Genomic DNA, 21,426 nt, shown 5'->3' with positions numbered 1-21,426 from the left:
CGCCCACGTTCTTGTCGGCGAAGCTCGCCGCCGCGTTGCTGGCCGTCAGCACATCACCTGCGACCCGGTTGTCGCCCAGGGCGACCGTTGCCGTGGTGTTTCCGTCGTAAACTTTTGCCGCCCCGGCAGCCGTAACCGTCAATGCGCGTTGAGTGATGTCGGCGGTGGTCGCTGCCGTGGTGTTGAAGCTGTAATTTCCTGCGTCAGTACCGGTCAAGCTAATGCCGGTCACGTTGATCGTCTTGCTAACGCCCACGTTCTTGTCTCCAAACGTGGCCGATGTGTTGCTAGCTGTCAGCACGTCGCCGGCAACCCGGTTGTCGGCCAGGGTGACCACTGCGCTGGTCGTGGCGTCGTAGACCTTGTTGGTGCCTGTGGCCGCCACCGTCAGTGCACGTTGCGTGATGTCAGCAGTGGTTGCTGCCGTGGCGTTGAAGCTGTAGTTGCCTGCGTCGGTGCCGGTGACGCTGATGCCCGTCACGTTGACCGCCTTGCCAACGCCCACATTCTTGTCTCCAAACGTGGCCGATGTGTTGCTGGCTGTCAGCACATCACCTGCGACCCGGTTGTCGCCCAGGGTGACCACTGCGTTGGTCGTGGCGTCGTAGACCTTGTTGGTGCCTGTGGCGCTGACCGTCAAGGCGCGCGCCGTGACAGTCCCGATATTTCCGCTGGCGGCACCGCCGCCAGCCACCTGATAGCCGTAGACGGTTGTGGCCCCGTTCGAGGCGCTTGCGGTGATGCCCGATACGCTGACGGACTTGCCTGTACCCACGTTCTTGTCGGCGTAATTGCCGGCGGTCGGGTTGCTCAGGACAACCACGTCTCCATCAATGCCGGCGGAACTGCTGTAGTTACCGGCCGTCAGCGTGGCGTTGGTATTGCCGTCATACACCTTGGTTACCGTACCGATGAGGCTTGCGGTAACGGTCGGCGCCACCGTGTGGACATATCCATTGCCAGTACCAAGAATGGCGTCGCCGTAGGTGGCGTTGTACTGCTTGAAGTTAGCGACCAGGCCGCCACGGGTGTCGGCTGTCGGGTCGCTCGAATAGACCAGCCAGCGGCCCGTCCCAGGATTGATGGCGGCAGCGCCAGCGTTGTTGACGAAATTCTGCTTGGCCACCAGCACCACCGAATCCCCGCCCCCCGTGGCGGTCTGAACGCCATTGAGCGTGAGATTGCCAGCGGTACTTTGGGCCAGGATGCCTGCCGCGCGAACCGCGCCCAGGTTGACAGCGGCGCCCGTCGCACTGAAGCTGCCAAGCGCCGTGGTTTGCCCGATACCGGCGGTGGTGGTGATGTCGCCGCCGGCGCCGGCATTCAGCGTGAGGTTGTGGGCGCCGTTGATGGTTTGCGTGATGACGATGTTGTCGCCCGCGCCGCCGGCCGTCGTGATCGACGAGTTGCCGGTCAGAGTAACGGGGCTGTTGAAGGCGATGGTATCTGCGCCTGCCGTGCCCAGTGTCGCCAGATTGCCGTTGAGCGTGGTGGCGCCGGTATAGCTTTGCGTGCCCTTGGTCTGCACCGAACCCAGCGTAATGCTGGCGCCCGTCGCGCTTAACGAAGTCACGGCACTGGTCGCGGTACCACCGGCCAGCGTCACGGCCCCGGTACCCGCGGTCAAGGTCAACGTACGCGCCGTGGCGTCTTCATTCAAGGCGCCGTCCAGCCGGATGGCGCCACCCACACCGCCGGTAGTGCCGCCGGTGGTATTAACGATGAGGTTCGCAGTTTGTGTCACCGCGTCCTTGACCCAGACCTGCCCGCCGCTACCGGCCGTGCCAGTGCCAATCCGGTTGCCGCCAATGGCCGTGAGGTTGCCATTGAGCGTAATGAGAGGCACGCCACCACCCGCATCCAGCGTGATGGTGCCGGCATTGCCGCCGTTGGCGTTGCCTGTTCCCGCATTGGCTCCGGTCACCGAAATGGCGCCGACCGAAACATTGCCACCGCTACCAGTCACCTCCACCGCAGCGCCGCTGCCGCCAGCCATGTTCGCGCCATTGCCCGCACTACCGTTGGCAGTGATCGCAACGGTGGTGACTGAATTGCCTGCCAATGTCACCGTACCGGCGCTTCGACCCGCCGTGCTGGCCAGTGCCGCACCCCCGCTGGTGGTGATGGCACCTGTCACATTGAACAATCCTGTGCTTGCCGTTGCGCTGACATTGCCTCCCACACCGTTACTGCCGCCTGCGGTGGTCAGAGCGCCCACCGTGGCGTTGCTGGCACTGAGCGTGATGCTCCCCACCGCGCCTCCGGCGCCGGTGCCCGTGGCTGCTCCGGTCTGTGCAGCGATAGCAGCCGTGTTCAAGGTACCACTGCCGGTGATGCTCACCACCCCGGCGTTGCCGCCGGCCTGGTTGGTTCCGTTGGCCGCACTGCCGCTGGCGGTGATGGCGCCGGTGATGGAGCGATTGATACCGGTAATGGTGACGTTGCCTGCGTTGCTACCTGTGCGTGTGCCTGCGGCCAGCGCAGCGCCGCTCGTATTGAGCGTGCCGGTCACCGTGACGTCGGCCTGTGCGGCGAGCGTCACCGCCCCGCCGGCGCCGCCCACGCCGCCTGCGGTGCTGATGGCTCCGGTGCCCAGATCGGCACCCACCGCAGTGTTGCTCACCGAAATACTGCCCGCAGTGCCTCCGGCGCCTGTGCCGATTGCAGCACCTGTGCGAGCTGTCAGTGCCCCCGTCACGATATTGCCGCTACCGCTGTTGTTGACCGATATCGAGCCGGCGCCGCCGCCTGCCGCGTTACCTGTTCCGCCAGAGCCGCCGCTGGCTGTGATGCTTGTCGCCGGTGCAATGGCGATCCCGCCTGTGCTGGTGATGCTGACGGTTGCGCCCGTTCCGCCTGCCAGGCCCGCACCACCGGTGCCGCCACTGGCTGTCACATTGCCCACCGCCGTGATGCCGGCCGCAGCCAGGGTGACATTGCCCGCATTGCGTCCCGCCATGCCGGTGGCTGCCCCGCCACCCGTGGCGATGGTTCCGACACCGAGCGTTCCGGTGGCGTTGAGGTTGACGCTGCCGCCATCGCTGTTGGCTGCGCCGGCGGTACTCAGCGCACCAATGAGGAGGTTGCTGCCGCCAAGTGCAATGCTGCCGGCGGTGCCGCCGGCTCCGGTACCCGTGGCCGCGCCGGTCTGTGCCGTGATGGTCGACATATTCAAGGTGCCGCTGCCGGTGACGCTCACCACCCCGGCATTGCCACCAGCCTGGTCGGTGCCCAGTCCGGCACCGCCGCTGGCGGTGATGATGCCCGTGACTGAGCGGTTCACGCCGGTGACCGTGACGTTGCCCGCACTGGTGCCCGCTGCAACGCTGCCGGTGCCACGTGCACCGCCGCTGGTGTTGATCAGTCCGCTGACCGCTACGTTGCCCTGCGAGGCCAGCGTAACGCTGGCGCCGTTACTGTTGGTGCCGCCATTGGCGTTGATTGCACCTGTACTCAAAGCCAATCCGGCTGCGTTGTTGGTCACCTGCACCGTCCCCGCCGTGCCGCCTGCGCCAGTGCCAAAGGCCGCGCCACTGTTGGCCGTGAGTGCGCCCAGCGCGATGACGCCGGTCGCGGCGGAGTTGTTGGTCACGGTGATGTTGCCGGCGTTGCCGCCGTTGGCCGGCCCGGCCACGCCCACTGCGTTGCCACCGGCGCTGCTGATCGCTCCGGTGGTGATGGCGCCGTTGCTGGTGATCTGAACGTCGGCACCGTTGCCGCCGTTCTGGTTGGTGCCCAGTCCGGCCGTGGCGCTGGCCGTGATGGTGCCGGTACCGGTGCTGACGCTGGCGCCGCTGAGCGTAATGCTGCCGGCGTTGCGCCCGGTGTTGCCGGTGATGGTGGTGCCGCCGGCGGCGTTGATGTTGCCTGCAGCGCCTGTGGACAGTGCGCCCAACGCGGTCAGGCTGATGTTGCCGCCGTGGCCCTTGGTACCGCCGGCGGTGGTGACAGTGCCCGTCGTGAGGTCGCCCGTCACTGCGCTGTTGGTAACCGAGATGCTGCCGGCGGTGCCGCCCGCACCTGTGCCTGTGGCTGCTCCAGTGGAGGCGCCCAGGGCGCCGAGCACGATATTGCCAGAGCCGCTATTGGACACCGTGATGCTGCCGGCGTTGCCGCCGGCCATGTCGGTGCCCACGCCAGCACCACCCGTGGTTGTGATGGCCGCACCGGCTAGGCCGCCGACCGAGGTAATGGAAACGGCCGCAGCGTTACCCCCGTTGCCTGCCGTCGTGCCAGCGCTGCCGCTGGCAGTGACCACGCCCAGCGCGGTGATGGCGCCGCCGGCCGTGATATTCACCGTTCCGGCATCGCGCCCGGCGGTATTGGCCAGCGCCGCGCCTCCACTCACCGTGATCACGCCTGCGCTGAGGTTGCCGCTTGACGTCAGACTTACCGTACCGCCATTTCCATTGCTGCCGCCTGTGGTGGTGATGGCGCCCGCCGTGACTGTTGTGCCGGTCAGTTCAATGCTGCCGGCAATGCCGCCGGCTCCGGCGCCGGTGGCCGCGCCGGTCAGTGCAGCGATAGCAGCCGTGTTCAAGGTACCGCTGCCGGAGATGCTCACCGCTCCGGCGCTGCCGCCGACCTGGTTGGCGCCATTGGCTGCGCTGCCGCTGGCGGTGACGTTGCCGGTGATGGAGCGATTGATACCGGTAATGGTGACGTTGCCCGCGTTGCTTCCTGTGCGTGTGCCTGCCGCCAGCGCGATGCCGCTGGTGTTCAGCGTGCCGGTGACCGTGACCCCGGCCTGCGAGGCCAGCGTCACTGCCCCGCCATTGCCACCCGCGCTGCCACTGGTATCTATCGCCAGTGTCGCGAGGTTGGCGCCAGCTGCGGTGTTGGTTACGGCGATGCTGCCCGCTGTGCCGCCGATGCCTGTGCCCAGTGCCGCCCCGGTTTTAGCGGTTAGGGCACCCAGGGCGATGTCGCCTGTCCCGCTGTTGTCCACCACGATGCTGCCGGCGTTGCCGCCAGCGCCGTCGGTGGTGCCCCCACTCCCGCCGCTGGCTGTGATGGCGCCACCTGTCGTGCGGGTTGCGCCCCCGGTCGATGTCAAGGTGACTGTCCCGCCGCTACCGCCGGCCTGGTTTGAAGTTGCCGCAGCTGCGCCGCCGCTGGCCGTGATGCTGCCGGCGCCCAGGTTGATGCCCGCGCCGGTGATGGTGACGGTGCCGGCGTTGCGTCCGGCATTGGCGCCCAGGCCGCCGCCGCCAGTGGTGGTGATGGTGCCCGTCGTTACGCTTCCCGCAGCGCTGAGCGATACGTTGCCGCCATGCCCCATCGCAAGGCCGGTCGTCAAGGCCGCCCCGGTGGTGACGTCGCCTACCGTGTTGCTCACGCTGATGCTGCCTGCAGCACCGCCCGCCCCTGTGCCGATTGCAGCACCTGTGCGGACTGTTAGTGCCCCTGTCACGATGTTGCCGCTGCCGCTGTTGTTTACCGTTATCGTGCCTGCGTCACCTCCTGCCGCGTTACCCGTTCCCCCTGAGCCTCCACTGGCTGTGAAGGCGCCCGTGCCCGAGATACCATTCGTGGATGTGACACTGATGGTTCCGCCGGTGCCACCGGACTGGTCTGCTCCCGAGCCTGTAGACCCGTTGGCGGTGAGTGTGGCCGCACCCAGCGCGACCCCTGCGCCCGTGATGCTGATGGCTCCGCCATCTCGGCCCGGATTGCCTGCAGTTGCCGCGCCACCACTGGCCACAATATTGCCCGCCAGGTTGACACTTCCCGTTGCGTTGATGCTGACATTACCCGCGTTGGTATTGCCGGCCCCGGTGCTGGTAATCGTTCCTGCAGCCGTGCTGGTGACGCTCGCACCCGACAGGCTGACACCACCCGAGGCGGTGAGCGCGGCATTGACGGCAATGGTGTTGCCTGCTTCGAATTTCACGCTGTTGCCCGAGGTCATCGCCAGTGCGCTGACCAGAGTAATGTCGCGCGTGGCCTGTAGGTGCAACTCGCTGTAGCCTGTTACATCAGCGACCTGAATGGTGTAAGTTCCGGCCGCGGGCGCGTCGGCAAAAGCGATATCCGGCGTTCCGTTGGGGTTGTTCGGTGGCGAGGGCTGTGCCGTTGCGTTAAGAAGGATGTCCTGTGGGTCAAGCAGCACCCTGCCGCCGGTCCCGGCGGTCGCGGCAACATCAATGCTGCCCTGCAGGTCCAACTGCTGCTTTCCGGACACTTCGACAAAGCCGCCGTCCCCTCCCGCCGCACCGCCGCGCGCGCTGACGGCGCCCTTGTGCCGGGTATCGCCATCTGCCCAGACAATCACCTTGCCACCGTTGCCGTTTTCCGTAGCGTCGGCACGCACAGTGGCGCCCGCCGCGATGTTGGTCCGCGAGGCATTCTGGATCGCCGTGTTGTTGCCCTGGTAATCACCGCCAACCAATGCCGTGCCGCCGCCTGCGGAGCCGGATACATCGATGGAAGCGCCGGCTTCCAGCGCCACTTTGTCGCCCAGCACATGAACCGTGCCACCGGTCTGGCCCGTGGCCGTGCCGCTGGCATCCAGCGTTCCCGATACGTGCACCACGCCCTCGGAGCCCCCGCTGAGCACAATCATGCCGTTGCGCTCGGTTGCGGAAGTTGCCCGTATCACGCCGGACTGGTTGATGACCGTGGCCATGGCATCACCCAGGGCGCTGGCCAGCACGGCCACATAGCCGCCTTGCGCAGTGATCACGCCGCTGTTGGCCGCCACCGCGTTCGTCGCAGCAGCATCCATTGAAAACCGGACCAATCCGGCGCCGCTTTTATCAATCGAAACCCGCGAAGCTGCCACCAGTCCGACCGAACCTGCGTCTGCGTTGATCGTTCCGCTGTTGCTTACGGAGGGCGCCGCCAGCAGGACGTAGCCGCCACGCGCGACATTGATGACCCCTCCGTTGGTCACACTGCCCGTGTTGCCGTCGCCGCTGAAGGTATACCGGCCGGCGATGAAGTCTTCGTTGCTGATGGCGAGCGTTGTAGCAACCAGACTACCCACATTGACCTGGGCACCGGGCGCAAACATGACACCTGCTGGATTGATCAGGAACACCTGGCCGTTGGCGCTGAGCGAGCCGTAGATGGACGACGGATTGGCACCCACCACCCGATTGAGCGCGACGGAGGCTGCACTGGGCTGAACAAACTGCATGGACTGGCCGACGCCGATGTTGAAGCTCTGCCAGTTCAGTATGGCTTTCTCGCTTCCCTGCGTGACCACCATGGAATTGGCGCCTGGCGTGCTGACGGTAGCCTGCCCGGCGACCACATTGGCGCCCTCGGGCAACGCGGCTGCCAACGTCGAGAAACCCGCCAGCATGGTGACCAGCAAGCGGGACAACAGCCGCCCGACGCGTAAACGGTAAGTGGCGGTCAGCTTGCGCGACAGTCGAACCACCACCGTGCGCACGGCCCAGGCCGGGTAGGCGCCCTGGCGGCGGGTGGCGCTTTTCAGGGGGATTGTTTGCGTCATGTTGTTAAAACCATTTCTGGGCAGAGACCCATGCGCGGGGCGAACGGTCGGGTTCACCGGTGAAGGGAGTTGAGCGGGTGGTTCGCCAGGCCAGATAGGTAGTGATCAGGAAATTGTTAACCCGGCCCGCCAGCGCGCCTACGCCTACGGCGCCCAGAGAAACCCGATTGGTGCCGCCGGGCAACGCCGAATCATCCTGATTCACCCGAACCGTTCCGTAGTCGTAAAAGACGGCCAGGCTAACCCGCTCACCCGCAAGCGCGACGAGTGCGGAAAGCTGGTACCGGTATTCAAAGTTAAAAAGCAGCCCCGCATCGCCTATGCCCTCGCCAACTGGATAGCTCCGGACACCGTTGGGGCCGCCGAGCGCCATTTTTTCCGCAGACGCCAGATTCCTGGACGCCATTTGTGCCTGCAGGTTCATATGAATGCTGGAAGGATTATTGAAAAACTGCGCGCGCTGGAATTCCAGGTTGAGTTTGCCGAAGCCCCCGGCCGTGCGAAACCCACCGGGGCCCTGGTCGAAACCCAGGCTCAGGGCGTCCAGCCGGGTACGGCCCAGGGTTCCCGTCACCGCATAGCTGCTGGCGGCCCCTGAACCGGCGAGTTCATCCGTGAAGTTGCCCAGCAGGCCAACGCGCGCAGCGACGATGCGACGGTCGCTTTCGTTAACCGGCGTGGTGAGCTGGTCGCTGAATTTTTTGTCCTCGAGGTCCAGAAGGCCGTACACATTGGCCTCGCGCGCTCGGATCAGCGGCCGTGTCAGCGCCAGGCCCAGGACCTCCGCCTGGCCGGTGGCTCCCAGTGCGGTGAAGGGCTCGCCAAGGGCATAGTCGGTGCGCGCAGCGCTCAGAGTCAGGCGAGTTCCGCTTGTATCCACCGGCAGGGCGTAGGCAAGGCGATAAAGCTGGCTGCGCGACGCGTCGCTGAGCTGCGCGCGCGCGCTGAACACGTCGCCGGTCCCCAGGAGATTACCGACGTTGAGGTTGCCGGACACGTGCAAAGGCCCGGCCGCACGTGCGCCAAAATTGTCCATGCCCACCGACCCATCAACGGCCAACCCCTGGGAACGGACGGTCACCGTGACATCGGCTTGGCCCGGCTTCTGCCCGGGCTCCACCGTAGCAGTGGCATGCACGCCTGCCAGGTCGCGAAGAAGCAGCACGGGCTTGTCCAGCAGGTATTCGCTTATCAAGGCCCCTGACTGGAGATTCGCGTGCACCACGCGCCGCGCGTAAGAGGCCGACCCGCTTTCGCCGTCGATCTGTACCTGGACCCTGCCAACCCGAGCTTCGATCACGGCGATGGTGACCGTTCCTCCTGCGGCCTGAAAGGCCTGCTCCGGCAAATAGGCCTCGGTCAGCAGGTAGCCCTGGGTCCGGTAGTACTGGCTGACGGCGCTTGCCGCTTCGATCAGGCCGGCGAGATCGGTGGGCCGGTCGACACGATTTGCCAGCAAGGCGGCAAGCGTCTTTTCATCAAAAACACTGTTGCCCTCGAAATGGAACGCGGCCGGCCTCATGCGCACTGCCGCTGTTCCAGTCACAGCTGGTTTTTCAGGAGGCAAGCTGATAGCTGGCGCGCCCGGCTGGGGCAGCAGCTGGATGGGCCGCTGTGGTTCCTGCAGCGTACCGGCGTCTGGTCGCTGGACCGGTTGGGCCTGCGCTGAAAAGCAGCCCAAACTCAAAAGTGCCGTGCAACAAATAGGAACAGAGAGGGAAAAGGTGGGGCGCTTCAAAACAAATTCATGGTTAATATTTGCCAATTGCAACAAATTGTATTAACCATTTATTTGGTCTTTAGTCAACAGCTAGATACGCTGTATGAATAAAAACAACCTAAACAGGTCATATCAACAGCAACAAATGCTTTTTTTTCACGAACGGCATATGCAGAATCACTGAGGCTTGGAAACAGATACGCGTGTCGCCAAGTGGCCCGACGCAAAACGCTTGGATTAACCCATTCAAAGCTCCCCCCAGCAGACACCTTGCCTCACCATCATCGGCCTATTTACGCCAACTTCTTTTAACACGCGTACAAGCGATTGAAACTGCTTGTTTCCTCAAACAGGCAAAGCCGTTGTGCTGTTTTTTGCGTAGATTCACCTACTAGGGTTTTCCCCTTGAACGGCCTACAATCGCAGACCTTACAAGAACTTGACGGCCCTGCCGGGGCCGCCGTCCAGGAGACAATTTGATGCCCGCAGTGCCAGCCGCTCCCGATAGCCAGGAAAAACATAACGAGCTGCGCCGCGCCGCGCTGGAATACCACGAATTTCCGACGCCAGGAAAAATCTCTATCGCGGCCACCAAGCAGCTGATCAACCAGCGCGACCTGGCACTGGCTTATTCTCCCGGCGTAGCAGCTCCCTGCGAAGAAATCGTCAAAGACCCGAACGCCGCGTTCAAATACACCGCCCGCGGCAACCTGGTGGCGGTCGTCACCAACGGCACGGCCGTGCTGGGCCTGGGCGACATCGGCCCGCTGGCCTCCAAGCCGGTCATGGAAGGCAAGGGCGTCCTGTTCAAGAAGTTCGCCGGTATTGATGTGTTCGACATCGAGATCGATGAGAAGGACCCGGCCAAGCTGGTTGACATCATTGCCGCGCTGGAGCCTACCTTTGGCGCCATCAACCTGGAAGACATCAAGGCGCCCGACTGCTTCTATATTGAGCGCGAGCTGCGCAAACGCATGAAGATCCCCGTGTTCCATGATGACCAGCATGGCACCGCCATCACCGTGGGTGCGGCGATCCTGAATGCACTGAAGGTTGTCGGCAAACACCCGTCGCAGGTCAAACTGGTGACTTCGGGCGCGGGTGCGGCAGCGCTGGCTTGCCTGAGCCTGCTGCTCAAACTGGGTATTCCGCGTTCGAACATCTATGTCACGGATCTGGCTGGCGTGGTCTACGAAGGGCGCACCGAACTCATGGATGAAGACAAGATCCAGTTCGCCCAGAAAACCTCCGCCCGCACATTGAGCGATGTCATCGAAGGCGCCGACATCTTCCTCGGCCTGTCGGCCGGCGGTGTGCTCAAAAAAGACATGGTCAAAAAGATGGCGGCCAAACCCATCATTTTTGCGCTGGCCAACCCGAACCCTGAAGTTACGCCGGAAGACGTCAAGTCGGTACGTGACGACGCCATCATGGCCACGGGCCGCACCGACTACCCGAACCAGGTCAACAATGTCCTGTGCTTCCCGTATATCTTCCGCGGTGCGCTGGATGCGGGCGCCTCCACGATCACCGTCGAAATGGAAATTGCAGCTGTGCACGCGATCGCCGAGCTGGCCCAGGCTGAGCAGAGCGAGGTCGTCGCGGCGGCTTACACGGGCGAGAAACTCGCCTTTGGGCCGGAATACCTGATTCCCAAGCCTTTCGACCCGCGCCTGATGATGAAAATTGCGCCGGCCGTAGCGCAGGCGGCGGCGGACAGCGGCGTGGCCTTGCGCCCCATCACCGACATGGATGCATACCGCGAGAAGCTTCAGAGCTTTGTCTATGCCTCGGGCACGACCATGAAGCCGATTTTTGCGAGCGCCAAAAAAGCCGCCAAAAAACGCGTGGCCTATGCGGAGGGCGAAGAAGAACGCGTGTTGCGCGCCTGCCAGATTGTGGTGGACGAAGGCCTGGCGCGCCCGACACTGATAGGCCGGCCCGCCATCATCGCCCAGCGCATTGAGAAGTTCGGCCTGCGTCTGAAAGAAGAACTCGATTACGACGTGGTCAACGTCGAGCAGGATCATCGTTACCGGGACTTCTGGCAAACCTATCATCGCCTCCTGGAGCGCCAGGGCGTGACGGTGCAGATGGCCAAGATCGAAATGCGCCGCCGGCTGACGCTGATTGCCGGCATGCTGCTGCACAAAGGTGATGTGGACGGCCTGATTTGCGGCACTTGGGGCACCACCGCCCACCACCTGAATTACCTCGATCAGGTGATCGGCAAGCGTCCCGGCGTGTGCACCTATGCCTGCATGAATGGGCTGATGCTGCCGGACCGCCAGGTGTTTCTGGTGGATACCCACGTGAATTACGATCCCACGGCAGAACAATTGGCCGAGATCACAACGCTGGCGGCCGAGGAAATGATGCGTTTTGGCATCAAGCCCAAAGCGGCGCTGCTGTCACACTCAAATTTCGGTTCGTCCAATTTGCCCAGCGCCCTGAAAATGCGCAACACTTTGCAGTTGCTGCGCGACGAAGCTCCCTGGCTGGAGGTGGACGGCGAGATGCATGGCGATGTGGCCTTAGACGCCGCAGCCCGGACGGCCGTCATGCCCAACAGCACTCTGGCCGGTGCGGCCAATTTGCTCGTTCTGCCCAATATTGATGCGGCCAACATTGCGTACAACCTGCTCAAGACGGCAGCAGGCGGCAACATCGCCATCGGCCCGGTGTTGCTCGGTGCGGCGAAACCCATGCACATTCTGACCGCCAGCACCACCGTACGCCGGATTGTCAACATGACTGCTTTAACAGTGGCGGACGCCAACGCTTCCCGATAGGCCTTGTGTAGACAGCTAGTACTAACTTATTGCCCTAGCTCAGCAAGAGAAATTGCCTGAATTTTGGGCAGGTACTTGCGTTTTTTTGCCGGATGCGTCAAACTCTGTCTCTTGAAATTTAAGGGTTAACCCGGCAAATCCCGAAAATTGCCGGCGAGCCCTGTTTCAAGAAAAATAACGGATTTTCCATGTTGCGAAAAAATGGGGCTGGGTGGCGGCTAGCCGCAGCGGTCGTTCTGGCTGTTTTCAGCACTGGATTCAGCCCAGCTAGCGTCCAGGCCAAGGGGCCGGTTCCAGGGGCCGAAATCAGTATGGTTCCGGTTGCCTCCCTGCCAGAGCAGGGGCGCCATATGGTCAGCTTGATTTACCAGGGGGGACCGTTCAAGTACGACAAGGACGGTGCGGTGTTTGGCAACAGGGAACGAATACTTCCCGCCAAAAATCGCGGTTACTACCGCGAGTACACCGTCAAAACTCCAGGTGAACGCAGTCGGGGCGCCCGGCGCATCGTTTGTGGTGGCTTTGCACCCGCCTCGCCCGATGCGTGTTACTACACCGATGATCACTACGCGAGTTTTCGCAGAATCGCTCAATAAGGTTCAGCAGTGATTGTCAACTTTGAGTTATTGACTTAAGAGAAAGAGACACGGAGATGGACATGCCACTTCGTACTGTTAGACCCAATATCGTGCAATCCATACGCGCTTTCCGCGTCCAGGATTTGCAGGAGGCTGCCACGCAGCTCGGCCACCACTTCCTCTATGCCAACCTGGGCAACGCCCAGAGCAAACAGGATGTGCTGGACATGATCGCGGCACAGTACACATTCCCGGCGCACTTTGGAAAAAACTTTGATGCGCTGTACGACTGCATGACGGACCTGGTTCACAAATCCGGACCGCAACCTGGCTTTATTGTCTTGCTTGAGCAGATTCCAGCTCATGCCAAATTCGACAAAGAGGCGCGCGAACAGCTGCTGGACATCTTCAGGGATGCCGCGGATTACTGGGCGGATCGAAAGATACCGTTCAGATGTTTCTATTCTTTTCTGTAGCCCGCTCCCCAGACATTGGCCAAGGGGATCGGGCGAATGAGGCCCAGCAAGCAAACAGCGCAGACGGTGAAGAGCCGATGCCGACCGACAAACTGCTCGACGTGTCGCCCCTGGCGCTGCGCATGAGCAGCCCGTTCAACGCGGGTTACTGGTTGGCCGCTGCCTGACCATCGCAGACTTGCTAAAAAGCCCGCTGTCCGCGGGCTTTTTCTTTTTTCATGGCCGGTGCCGACCGGATCCAGTGCCCTCAATCCCTCGGTATTTACAGGCCCCGGCTCTCCAGTGCCTGGGTCAGCGCCACATATTCGGCCACGGGCACCTCTTCAGCACGGCGCTGCAAATCAAAAGGCGGACTGCCCGGGCGCTGCTCGAGCCACCTCCCGAGTGAGTGGCGCAGCAACTTTCGCCGCTGGCTGAATGCCACCCGCACCACCTCGCTCAAAAGCCCCACATCGAGTTTTTCCGGCGCCGCGCGCGGCACCATGCGCACCACCGCGCTGTCTACACGAGGCGGGGGATCAAAACTTTGCGGAGGCACGGCCAGCACGTTTTCCATCGCATAACGCCATTGCAGCATCACACTGAGTCGGCCGTAATCGCTGGTGGCGGGCTCTGCCACCATGCGGTCTATCACTTCCTTTTGCAGCATGAAGTGCTGGTCTTCGATGACGTCCACCGCGTCCAGCAAGTGAAACAGGATGGGTGTGGAGATGTTGTAAGGCAAGTTGCCGACGACGCGCAGCTTGCCGGGTTTTATGGTTTCCGGCTCCGACCCGGAAACACGCATCTTTGCAGCCAGGGCTTTGAAATCCACGCGCAACACGTCAGATTCGACCACGGTGAGCTGCGGATGAGCCCGCAACTGCTGTGCAAGGTCACGGTCCAGCTCAATCACCGTCAGGTGTCCTAATCGTTCGGCCAGTGGTTGAGTCAGCGCCGCCAGACCCGGGCCGATCTCCACCATGGCCTGCCCGGGTCGAGGGGCGATCTCATGCACGATGGCATCAATGATGGCGCGGTCGGTAAGGAAATGCTGGCCGAACCGCTTGCGCGGGATGTGTTTCACGCTAGCCCGGAGGCGAAAGTTGAACGGTCCCAATCGTCTCTTTCAAGCAGGGGCCGCGGGTCCGGCTTTGCCGGCCCGCAGGCGCAGCGGCCCCCTCGGGGCTGTTGCCTGCGGCTCCGAACCTGCTTGTGCAGGTTTGGACAGGCAACAGAAGCGAAGCCTCTGGCAAGCGGCGGCCTGCAAGGTGCAGGGAACGATACGCAGTGCGCGACCGTGGGGGCCACATCATTGCGGCGCTTCGCGGTATTCCACATAAGCGCGGCCGCGCACTTCCTGCGCCCAGGCGATGTAGGCCTCCTCGAGCTTTTTCTCGCGCAGCAGGGAACGCACCATTTCGCGCTGTTCGCGCGATGACAAACGGGTCGTGCGGCGCTCCATCACCTGGATCAGGTGAACCCCAAAACGCGACACCAGAGGGTCCCCGATCTGGCCGGGCGCCAGGTTGTTCATGCGCTCTTCAAACTCGGGCACAAATTGCCCCGGACTTGCCCAGCCGAGGTCCCCACCCTCTTTGGCCGAACCATCCTGGCTGTGCTCGCGGGCGAGCGCCGCAAAATCGGCCTGTCCTGCGGCAATGCGTTTCTGGTAATCGGCCAGCCGCGCAACAGCCGTCGCCTCACTGAGCTGGGCGCTGGGACGCAGCAGGATGTGGCGGGCGTGGGTTTGCACCACCGTGCTGCTCGGCATGCCTGCGCTTTTTTTCTCGAGCACCTTGAGCACATGGAAACCAGCGCCGCTGCGAACCGGACCGGCAATACCGCCTGCGGAAACGTTTTGAGTCGTATCCACAAACAATTGCGGATAACGGTCTGCCGGGCGCAGCCCCATCTGCCCGTCAGCGCTGCGCCCCGGTGCGTTGGAGAATTCATTGACCAGGGCCGCAAAGTCCGTCCCGCTGCGGGCGCGGTCTGCTACCAGTTGCGCCCGGGCCTGAAGGCTGGCGACCTGCTCGGCGCTGGCGTTTTCAGGAACAGCCACCAGTACCTGAGACAGGTTGATCTCCTGGGGTGCAGCATTGCTGCCGCCTGCCGCATGCTCGCGGAGGTATTCATCGATCTCCCGCTCGCTGACCTTGGCCTGGGGCTCCAGCTCGCGATCCCGAAAACGGCTCAGAAGAATTTCATTGCGCAAATCGGTCCGGAATTGCGTAAATACCAGGCCTTCGGTCGTCATGCGCCGGCGCAGCTCATCGACCGAAATCTGGTTCTGCTTGGCGACGTTGAGCACGGCGTCGTCGACCATGGTGTCGCTGATCTGCATCCCTTGTTCCCGGGCCAGCTGCAACTGGGCACGTTCAACAATCATGCGCTCCAGCAGCAACTTGACCAGTTCATTCCTGGGTGGCATGGCCGCGCCCTGCTGCGCCATCTGCTGTTCGGTGCGCAACATACGCGCACGCACCTCGTTGTTGGTGATGGGCTCGGAATTAACCACGGCCACGATGAAGTCAGCCTGCTGCTGCCGCGCCGCTGCAGCACCACCCAGGCCGAGGGCACCCAGGCTGGGCGCACGCAACTGACCCGGCAGCCTGAGGGTCTGCGCTTGAACCTGCGCGGCAGGAAAGGCCAGCGCCAAGAGCAACGCCGTCGCAACGGAGGAGCGGAAACAAAAGCGTGATGAAGAAAGGCTGGATTTAGTCATAGTTGGTAAAGCGGCTGGGCGTCACACTCTGCTCTCGCAGGTACTGGTAACGCGGAATATTGGCTTTCAGTGTTTTAAGTGGATTGGACCCGATGCGCGAGAAGCCGACGAACTCCAGCTGGAACAGGAGCCGCGTGCTGTTGGATGAAACGCTTTGCTGGCTGCGCTCCAGGACCACCCGGCCTATCCAGCAGCAACCGTCATACTCAAACCCCAGCACCATGTCCACAAACTTCTTGTCCGGCACACTGTAGTTCAGTCGCCCCACGCTGTACCAGCGCCCGGCACCCTGGCCACGACCAGAGCCGAGGTCCTTGCCTTTGTCGCCCCACAAGTCGTTGATCGGCCACTGCCAGCCCACATCGTACTGCTCGCTGACATTGCGCTGGCGGCGATAGGCGGCGTTGATGACACGGTAGTTGCTGGGGTTGTAACGGCCTCCTATGGTGGAGCGTTCCGATATGTTGGTTTTCGGGTTGTACTGGACGGTGGTGTCGAGCGCCCATACTGGCGTCAGATTGACAGATGCCCCCAACATCAAATCGCTGAACCGATCGGTCACAGGCAAACCTCCGGGTAAAGTGACGCGTTGGTCCACGAAGCGAAGACGCTGGGCCACACCCAGGCGCATGGCCTCCGCGCCAGTCTTGGGATCCAGCAGGCGGGAGGTGACGCCCAAGGTCAACAGGTTGGCATCCGAAATTCGATCATTGCCGACAAAGGCATTTTCAGTAAATACTGTGGCGAAATTGAAGTCGTTCGCCCCCGAATCATAGTTGGGCAAATGGTTCTGTTCGCGATAAGGCGTGCGAACATAAAAAGCGCGTGGCTCCAGCGTTTGTGTATAGGCCCGGCTGAAATAACTGGTATCGCGCTCAAAGGTCAAACCACTGTCCAGGCTGAAGGTCGGAACAGTGCGCGAGGCGGAGCTCGCACCGTTGGCAATGGGACCGTCGAACTGGTAGGTTGTGGTGTTGAGCATCAGCTTGGGCGTGATGTAGCCTCCAGGCTGGATCCAGGGTCGGCTCACCTGAGCCAACGCAAATGTGCGATTGGCATTGGGCTGCCTGGTCAGCGTGCGGTCAGACTCAAAGCGGGTGTAGTCGGTGGTAACCGAATAATCCAACCCGCTCAACCCTGCTACCGGAGCATTCACACGGGCGTAGGTCGCAACCAGTTGCGGCATCCGGTCATACGGCGGAATGATGGTGGAGGTGACATCCTGCAGGGTCTGGTAGCTGAGCGTACGAAGCGAGGTTGTGAAATATCCTCGACCCCACGTCACGCTGGCATCGTTGGCCAGCAGGCGTTGCGTCAGCGAGTTGCCTGCACGTGGAAAATCGCGCCAGTAATTGTTGTCGCTGACCCGGTTCAAATTCAGGCTAAGACCCACGCCGCCAATCATCGGAATCCCGGTGTTCAATCCCCCACCGTGGACATAGTTGTAAGACCAGCGGTTGCTGTTGCGCAACGAGTCGTTGGGCATCAGGCTGGCGCGCAATTCGCCCTTATAAGCAGACTCCAGATAACGAAACTCGCCGGCCAGGTCCACGCCCCGCTTGCTCATGAGCGTCGGCGAAAAAGTCGCATCGCGATTTGGCGCGATGTCGAAATAATAGGGTGTGGTGACAGCGAATCCACTGACATTGTCCAGGCCGATCGTCGGCGGCAGGATGCCCGACTTGCGCTTGTCGCTGAGTGGAAAGCTGAAAGTGGGCGCCGCCAGGATAGGCACATCCATGAAGCGCAGCACGCCGCCGGAGGCCTCACCCACGTCGGCCTCCTTGTCAAACTTGATGGTGGTCGCCTTGACAATCCAGGCAGGCATCCAGCTCGGGCCTTCGCCGCGTTCACAGGTCGTAAACGTCGCGTTGTGGGCCGTCAGGCGTTTGTCATCCAGAAAGTCCACGCGATCGGCCGCACCATGGCCGCCGTTTTGCAGGAATTTGTAGTCCGGCTGGGTAAAAAATCCCTCAAAGGTATCCAGCTTGAGTTCGAGCTCCGGCCCATTGAACAGGTTGCCCGAGCTGTTGACGCGCACATTGCCCCGGGCGTTGACGACATCGGTAGCCTGGTCGTATTCGATCCGGCTGGCACGTATGGCCGAGCCGCCACGGCGCAATTCGGCATTTCCGTCAATGATGATTTCAAGATCGGGACGGCCGGACAGGCGGTCACCATAGACAAAAGTCGGCAGTTCAATGCCCGGTCCGCCCGGTGGCTGCTCCGCGAGCATGGAAGAGCTCCTGAGCTGCACCGGCGATCCGTCACTGGTCCGGACACCCGGCAGCACGGGCTGCTCCTGCGCTTTCTCCTGCGATGGCGCAGGGCTCTGGGCGTAAGCCGCGCCCGCATGCCCCAGGCTCAGCACGGTGCAGGACACCAGGCTGAGGACGGCATGCGCAACCGGAGAATGAATAAAAAGCGAGCGGGATGCGCGATGCATCGGAAGTATGAGATAAACCCGTTTATGAAAGCAGGCCCGATTATCCTATGCCCACCCGCCCGTTTTTCTCACCTTTTTGATGTATCCGCTTGAGCCAGGCCGAGAGACCGCATGACCGATTCCCCTATTGCCTGGCCTGACGCCGCCCGCGCCCGCGCCTTCGCCCTCTGGCTCCAGGCCATTGCCCCTGCCCATGGCTTGCGGCCCGACACCGTTGAACCGGCCTCGGTCGATGCCAGTTTTCGCCGCTATTTCAGGGTTCGCACCCAGGCAGGCGCCAGCTGCATCATCATGGACGCTCCACCCGCACACGAGGACTGCGCCCCCTTTGCCAAGGTTGCGGAGCTCATGGCGGGTGCGGGGCTGAATGCCCCTCGCGTGCTCGACTGGGACAAAGCCGGAGGCTTCATGCTGCTGAGTGACCTGGGCACACAAACCATGCTCGAGGTGATCGAACAGCAACCCGAGGCCGACAGGGAAAAGCGCGCCTACACCTTGTTCCGGGAGGCCGTCGATGCACTGGTCCGCTGGCAACAAGCCTCGCGGCCCGGTGTCCTGCCGCCCTACGACGAAGCCCTGCTATCACGCGAACTGGCGCTGTTCCCCGACTGGTATATACAGAAGCATCGCGGCATCGTGATCGACAGCGCCCTGCAAGGCAAGCTCGACGGCCTGTTCGCGCAGATCAGGGCCAGCAACCTGCAGTCACTGGACGGTGCGCGCGTCTATGTGCACCGCGACTTCATGCCGCGCAACCTGATGGTGGCGGAAAACAGCGCTTCGCCGCTTGGGATCCTGGACTTCCAGGATGCCGTCTACGGCCCTATCACTTACGACATCGCCAGCCTGATGCGCGACGCTTTCATCAGCTGGCCGGAAGACTTTGTGCTCGAGATCACCGTGCGTTACTGGGAGCAGGCGCGCAAGGCGGGCCTGCCGGTGGGAGATGATTTTGGCGAGTTTTACCGTGCCGTCGAATGGATGGGCCTGCAACGCCACCTGAAGATTCTCGGCATCTTTGCGCGCCTGACCCTGCGCGACGGCAAGCCCAAGTACCTGGCTGACACACCGCGTTTTTTCGGCTATGCCCGCGCCACCTGCGCACGCTACCGCCAGCTTGGTCCGCTGATGGTGTTGCTCGACGAAATCGAGGGCAACGAAACCCGGGTGGGCTACACGTTTTGACGCCTGTTTCATGCATCAAATCGTCTCTCAGCCCTTTACGGACGGGCGGTGGCAGCTACTTGTTTGGTAGCAGATCGCAACCTGCAGAAAGCACGCCATGACGGCCCGTTTCCACGCCGACCTGCCGCTGCGCACCGGCGATTCGCTCGCCCTGCCGGAGCGGGCTGCGCGTCACGTGCAGGTGCTGCGCCTGCAGCCGGGCGATGCGATCACGCTGTTCAACGGCGAGGGCGGCGAGTTCGAAGCGACCATTGAGCGCATGGGTCGCAGTGACGTGCAGGTGATGGTGGGTGCGCATGACCCGGTTGAACGCGAAACGCGCCGGCCTGTGCACCTGGCGCTCGGCATGCCAGCCAACGAGCGCATGGACTGGCTGGTGGAAAAAGCCAGCGAGCTGGGTGCAGCCAGTATCACGCCCTTGATGGCCGAGCGCTCCGTGCTGCGTCTCAAAGGAGACCGCGCCGACAAAAAACTCGCGCACTGGCAGGCTGTGGCCATTGCTGCCTGCGAACAGTGCGGCCGCAACCGCCTGCCGGCGCTGCATGAAGTCGCCAGTTTCGGGGACTGGATTCGCGCATTGACCGCCACCACGGCAGAGCAGAAGCCCCGGCTGCTGCTGTCGCTGCGGGCAGGTACGCAAACGCTGGCGCAAGCCATGACAACCTGGGGCAGCAGCGCCGCCGTGACACTGCTCAGCGGACCGGAAGGCGGCCTCAGCGCCGCCGAGGAAGACGCCGCGCTGGCCCAGGGCTTTATACCCGTCAACCTGGGGCTGCGTGTCCTGCGCGCCGAAACGGCGCCACTCGCCTGCCTGGCCCTGCTAACCATGAGTCAACCATGAACCGCAACCTCTGGCTGCTGGCCATCTGCCAGGGCCTGTTTCTCACCAACAACGTGACCTTCATTGCCATCAATGGCCTGGTCGGGCTGGCACTGGCACCGCTGGGCTGGATGGCAACCTTGCCGGTGATGGGCTACGTCGTGGGCGGCGCGCTGTCAACCGGGCTGGTGGCGCGCACGCAAAAACGCTTCGGCCGCAAGACCTCGTTCCAATTTGGCTTGCTCGTGGCGGTACTGTCGGCGCTGCTGTGCTGCTATGCGGCCTACAGCCGGAACTTCTGGCTGCTGGTCACCGCCACCGTGGTAGCCGGCTACTACAACGCCAATGCCCAGCTCTACCGCTTTGCCGCCGCAGAGCTGGCGCTACCGGCCTTTCGCGAAAAAGCGGTGTCGCTGGTGATGGCCGGCGGACTGATAGGCGCGATTGCCGGCCCCAACCTGGCAGCAGGCACGCGGACCCTGACCGCCGTACCGTTTGCAGGCGCCTACCTGGCTTTGGCCGTCGTGGCCTTGCTGGCGATGGCGCTGCTCGCCTTCATGCAATTCCCGCCGCCGCCGGCCCAACAGGCCACAAGCGGAGGCCGGCCGCTGGGCGAAATCATGCGCCAGCCGGTGTTCATTGTTGCAGCGGCAGCCAGCGCCCTGGGTTTTGGCGTGATGAACCTGCTGATGGCCGCCACGCCGATTGCGATGCAGGTCTGCGGCCTGCCGTTTTCCGACGCGGCACTGGTGCTGGAGTGGCATGTGATCGGCATGTTTGCGCCCGGCTTTTTCACCGGCCACCTGATCAAGCGTTTTGGCACCTTGCCTGTCATGGGGGTGGGGCTGGTGCTGAATGTGGCGTGTGTGCTGGTGGCCCTGTCCGGCGTTGAACTCCACCAGTTTCTGGTGGCTCTGTTCCTGCTGGGGCTGGGCTGGAATTTCCTGTTCACCGGCGCGACCACACTGGCCCTGACGGCCTACCGCCCCGAGGAGAAAGACAAGGCACAGGGTGCGCTGAATTTCTGCGTGTTCGCGGTGCTGGCGCTGTCTTCGCTGGCCTCCGGCGTGCTGGTCACCACGCAGGGCTGGACGCTGCTGAACCTGGGGTCCCTGCTGCCTCTGGGTCTGACGGGTGCCGCGTTGGCGTGGCTGGCGCTGCGGCAGCGCCGCCTTCCTGCGATCTGAATTGCTATATATTCAGTAGCTTCCAATCCTCGCTACATAAGGGCTGGAGGCCT

General features: G+C 62.8%; 11 protein-coding genes. 6 read left to right on the top strand and 5 right to left on the bottom strand.

What is annotated here, in order from left to right; genetic code table 11:
- Together ABI660_RS11370 and ABI660_RS11365 are read right to left on the bottom strand one after the other, a co-directional pair.
- The coding region (locus tag ABI660_RS11370; RefSeq protein WP_348067996.1) for a YDG domain-containing protein at positions 1-7,462 on the bottom strand (7,462 nt) is incomplete at its 3' end.
- Positions 7,463-7,466: 4 nt separating this feature from the next.
- On the bottom strand, positions 7,467-8,984 hold the full coding sequence (locus tag ABI660_RS11365) for a ShlB/FhaC/HecB family hemolysin secretion/activation protein (RefSeq protein WP_348067994.1): 1,518 nt from the start codon (positions 8,982-8,984) through the stop codon (positions 7,467-7,469).
- A 677-nt stretch (positions 8,985-9,661) separates the two neighbouring features.
- Here ABI660_RS11365 and ABI660_RS11360 point away from each other — a divergent pair.
- The 3 genes from ABI660_RS11360 to ABI660_RS11350 all read left to right on the top strand — a co-directional run bounded on the left by ABI660_RS11360 (position 9,662) and on the right by ABI660_RS11350 (position 13,028).
- Positions 9,662-11,974 (top strand): NADP-dependent malic enzyme, encoded by a 2,313-nt coding sequence (locus ABI660_RS11360; protein WP_348067992.1) that lies wholly within the window; start codon positions 9,662-9,664, stop codon positions 11,972-11,974.
- A gap of 188 nt (positions 11,975-12,162) precedes the next feature.
- Positions 12,163-12,570, top strand: coding sequence for a ribonuclease domain-containing protein (locus ABI660_RS11355; RefSeq protein WP_348067990.1), 408 nt, complete (start codon positions 12,163-12,165; stop codon positions 12,568-12,570).
- 56 nt (positions 12,571-12,626) lie between these two features.
- Complete coding sequence (locus ABI660_RS11350) at positions 12,627-13,028, top strand: barstar family protein (RefSeq protein WP_348067988.1); 402 nt, start codon at positions 12,627-12,629, stop codon at positions 13,026-13,028.
- Positions 13,029-13,290: 262 nt separating this feature from the next.
- Here ABI660_RS11350 and rsmA read toward each other — a convergent pair whose 3' ends face one another.
- From rsmA to ABI660_RS11335, 3 genes are all read right to left on the bottom strand, one after another.
- Positions 13,291-14,094: a 16S rRNA (adenine(1518)-N(6)/adenine(1519)-N(6))-dimethyltransferase RsmA gene (gene rsmA / locus ABI660_RS11345; RefSeq protein WP_348067986.1), complete on the bottom strand. Its 804-nt coding sequence runs from the start codon at positions 14,092-14,094 to the stop codon at positions 13,291-13,293.
- A gap of 225 nt (positions 14,095-14,319) precedes the next feature.
- Positions 14,320-15,669, bottom strand: a complete 1,350-nt coding sequence (locus tag ABI660_RS11340) for a peptidylprolyl isomerase (protein WP_348067984.1) — start codon at positions 15,667-15,669, stop codon at positions 14,320-14,322.
- Positions 15,670-15,727: 58 nt separating this feature from the next.
- Entirely contained in the window at positions 15,728-18,181 is a 2,454-nt protein-coding gene (locus ABI660_RS11335; RefSeq protein WP_348067982.1) for an LPS-assembly protein LptD, read from the bottom strand.
- Positions 18,182-18,292: 111 nt separating this feature from the next.
- Between ABI660_RS11335 and ABI660_RS11330 the strand changes: the two genes are divergently transcribed.
- The 3 genes from ABI660_RS11330 (at position 18,293) to ABI660_RS11320 (ending at position 21,373) form a co-directional block, all read left to right on the top strand.
- Positions 18,293-19,366 carry a phosphotransferase gene (locus tag ABI660_RS11330; protein WP_348067980.1) on the top strand — a complete coding sequence of 358 codons (1,074 nt, stop codon included), beginning with the start codon at positions 18,293-18,295 and terminating at the stop codon, positions 19,364-19,366.
- A gap of 97 nt (positions 19,367-19,463) precedes the next feature.
- Entirely contained in the window at positions 19,464-20,207 is a 744-nt protein-coding gene (locus ABI660_RS11325; protein WP_348067978.1) for a 16S rRNA (uracil(1498)-N(3))-methyltransferase, read from the top strand.
- Positions 20,204-21,373: an MFS transporter gene (locus ABI660_RS11320; RefSeq protein ID WP_348067976.1), complete on the top strand. Its 1,170-nt coding sequence runs from the start codon at positions 20,204-20,206 to the stop codon at positions 21,371-21,373. The genes ABI660_RS11325 and ABI660_RS11320 overlap by 4 nt, the downstream gene beginning before the upstream one ends.
- Positions 21,374-21,426: the final 53 nt, after the last annotated feature.

This window comes from Polaromonas sp. (genome assembly GCF_039930745.1).
Lineage (GTDB): Bacteria > Pseudomonadota > Gammaproteobacteria > Burkholderiales > Burkholderiaceae_C > Polaromonas.
The sequence above is the reverse complement of the archived record's forward strand: the minus strand, read 5'-3'. Positions and strand labels throughout refer to the sequence as shown.

Coding starts and splice junctions, on each gene's coding strand:
- ABI660_RS11365 (WP_348067994.1), bottom strand. CDS start 8,984: ATGAGGCCGGCCGCGTTCCATTTCGAGGGCAACAGTGTTTTTGATGAA.
- ABI660_RS11360 (WP_348067992.1), top strand. CDS start 9,662: ATGCCCGCAGTGCCAGCCGCTCCCGATAGCCAGGAAAAACATAACGAG.
- ABI660_RS11355 (WP_348067990.1), top strand. CDS start 12,163: ATGTTGCGAAAAAATGGGGCTGGGTGGCGGCTAGCCGCAGCGGTCGTT.
- ABI660_RS11350 (WP_348067988.1), top strand. CDS start 12,627: ATGGACATGCCACTTCGTACTGTTAGACCCAATATCGTGCAATCCATA.
- ABI660_RS11335 (WP_348067982.1), bottom strand. CDS start 18,181: ATGCATCGCGCATCCCGCTCGCTTTTTATTCATTCTCCGGTTGCGCAT.
- ABI660_RS11330 (WP_348067980.1), top strand. CDS start 18,293: ATGACCGATTCCCCTATTGCCTGGCCTGACGCCGCCCGCGCCCGCGCC.
- ABI660_RS11325 (WP_348067978.1), top strand. CDS start 19,464: ATGACGGCCCGTTTCCACGCCGACCTGCCGCTGCGCACCGGCGATTCG.
- ABI660_RS11320 (WP_348067976.1), top strand. CDS start 20,204: ATGAACCGCAACCTCTGGCTGCTGGCCATCTGCCAGGGCCTGTTTCTC.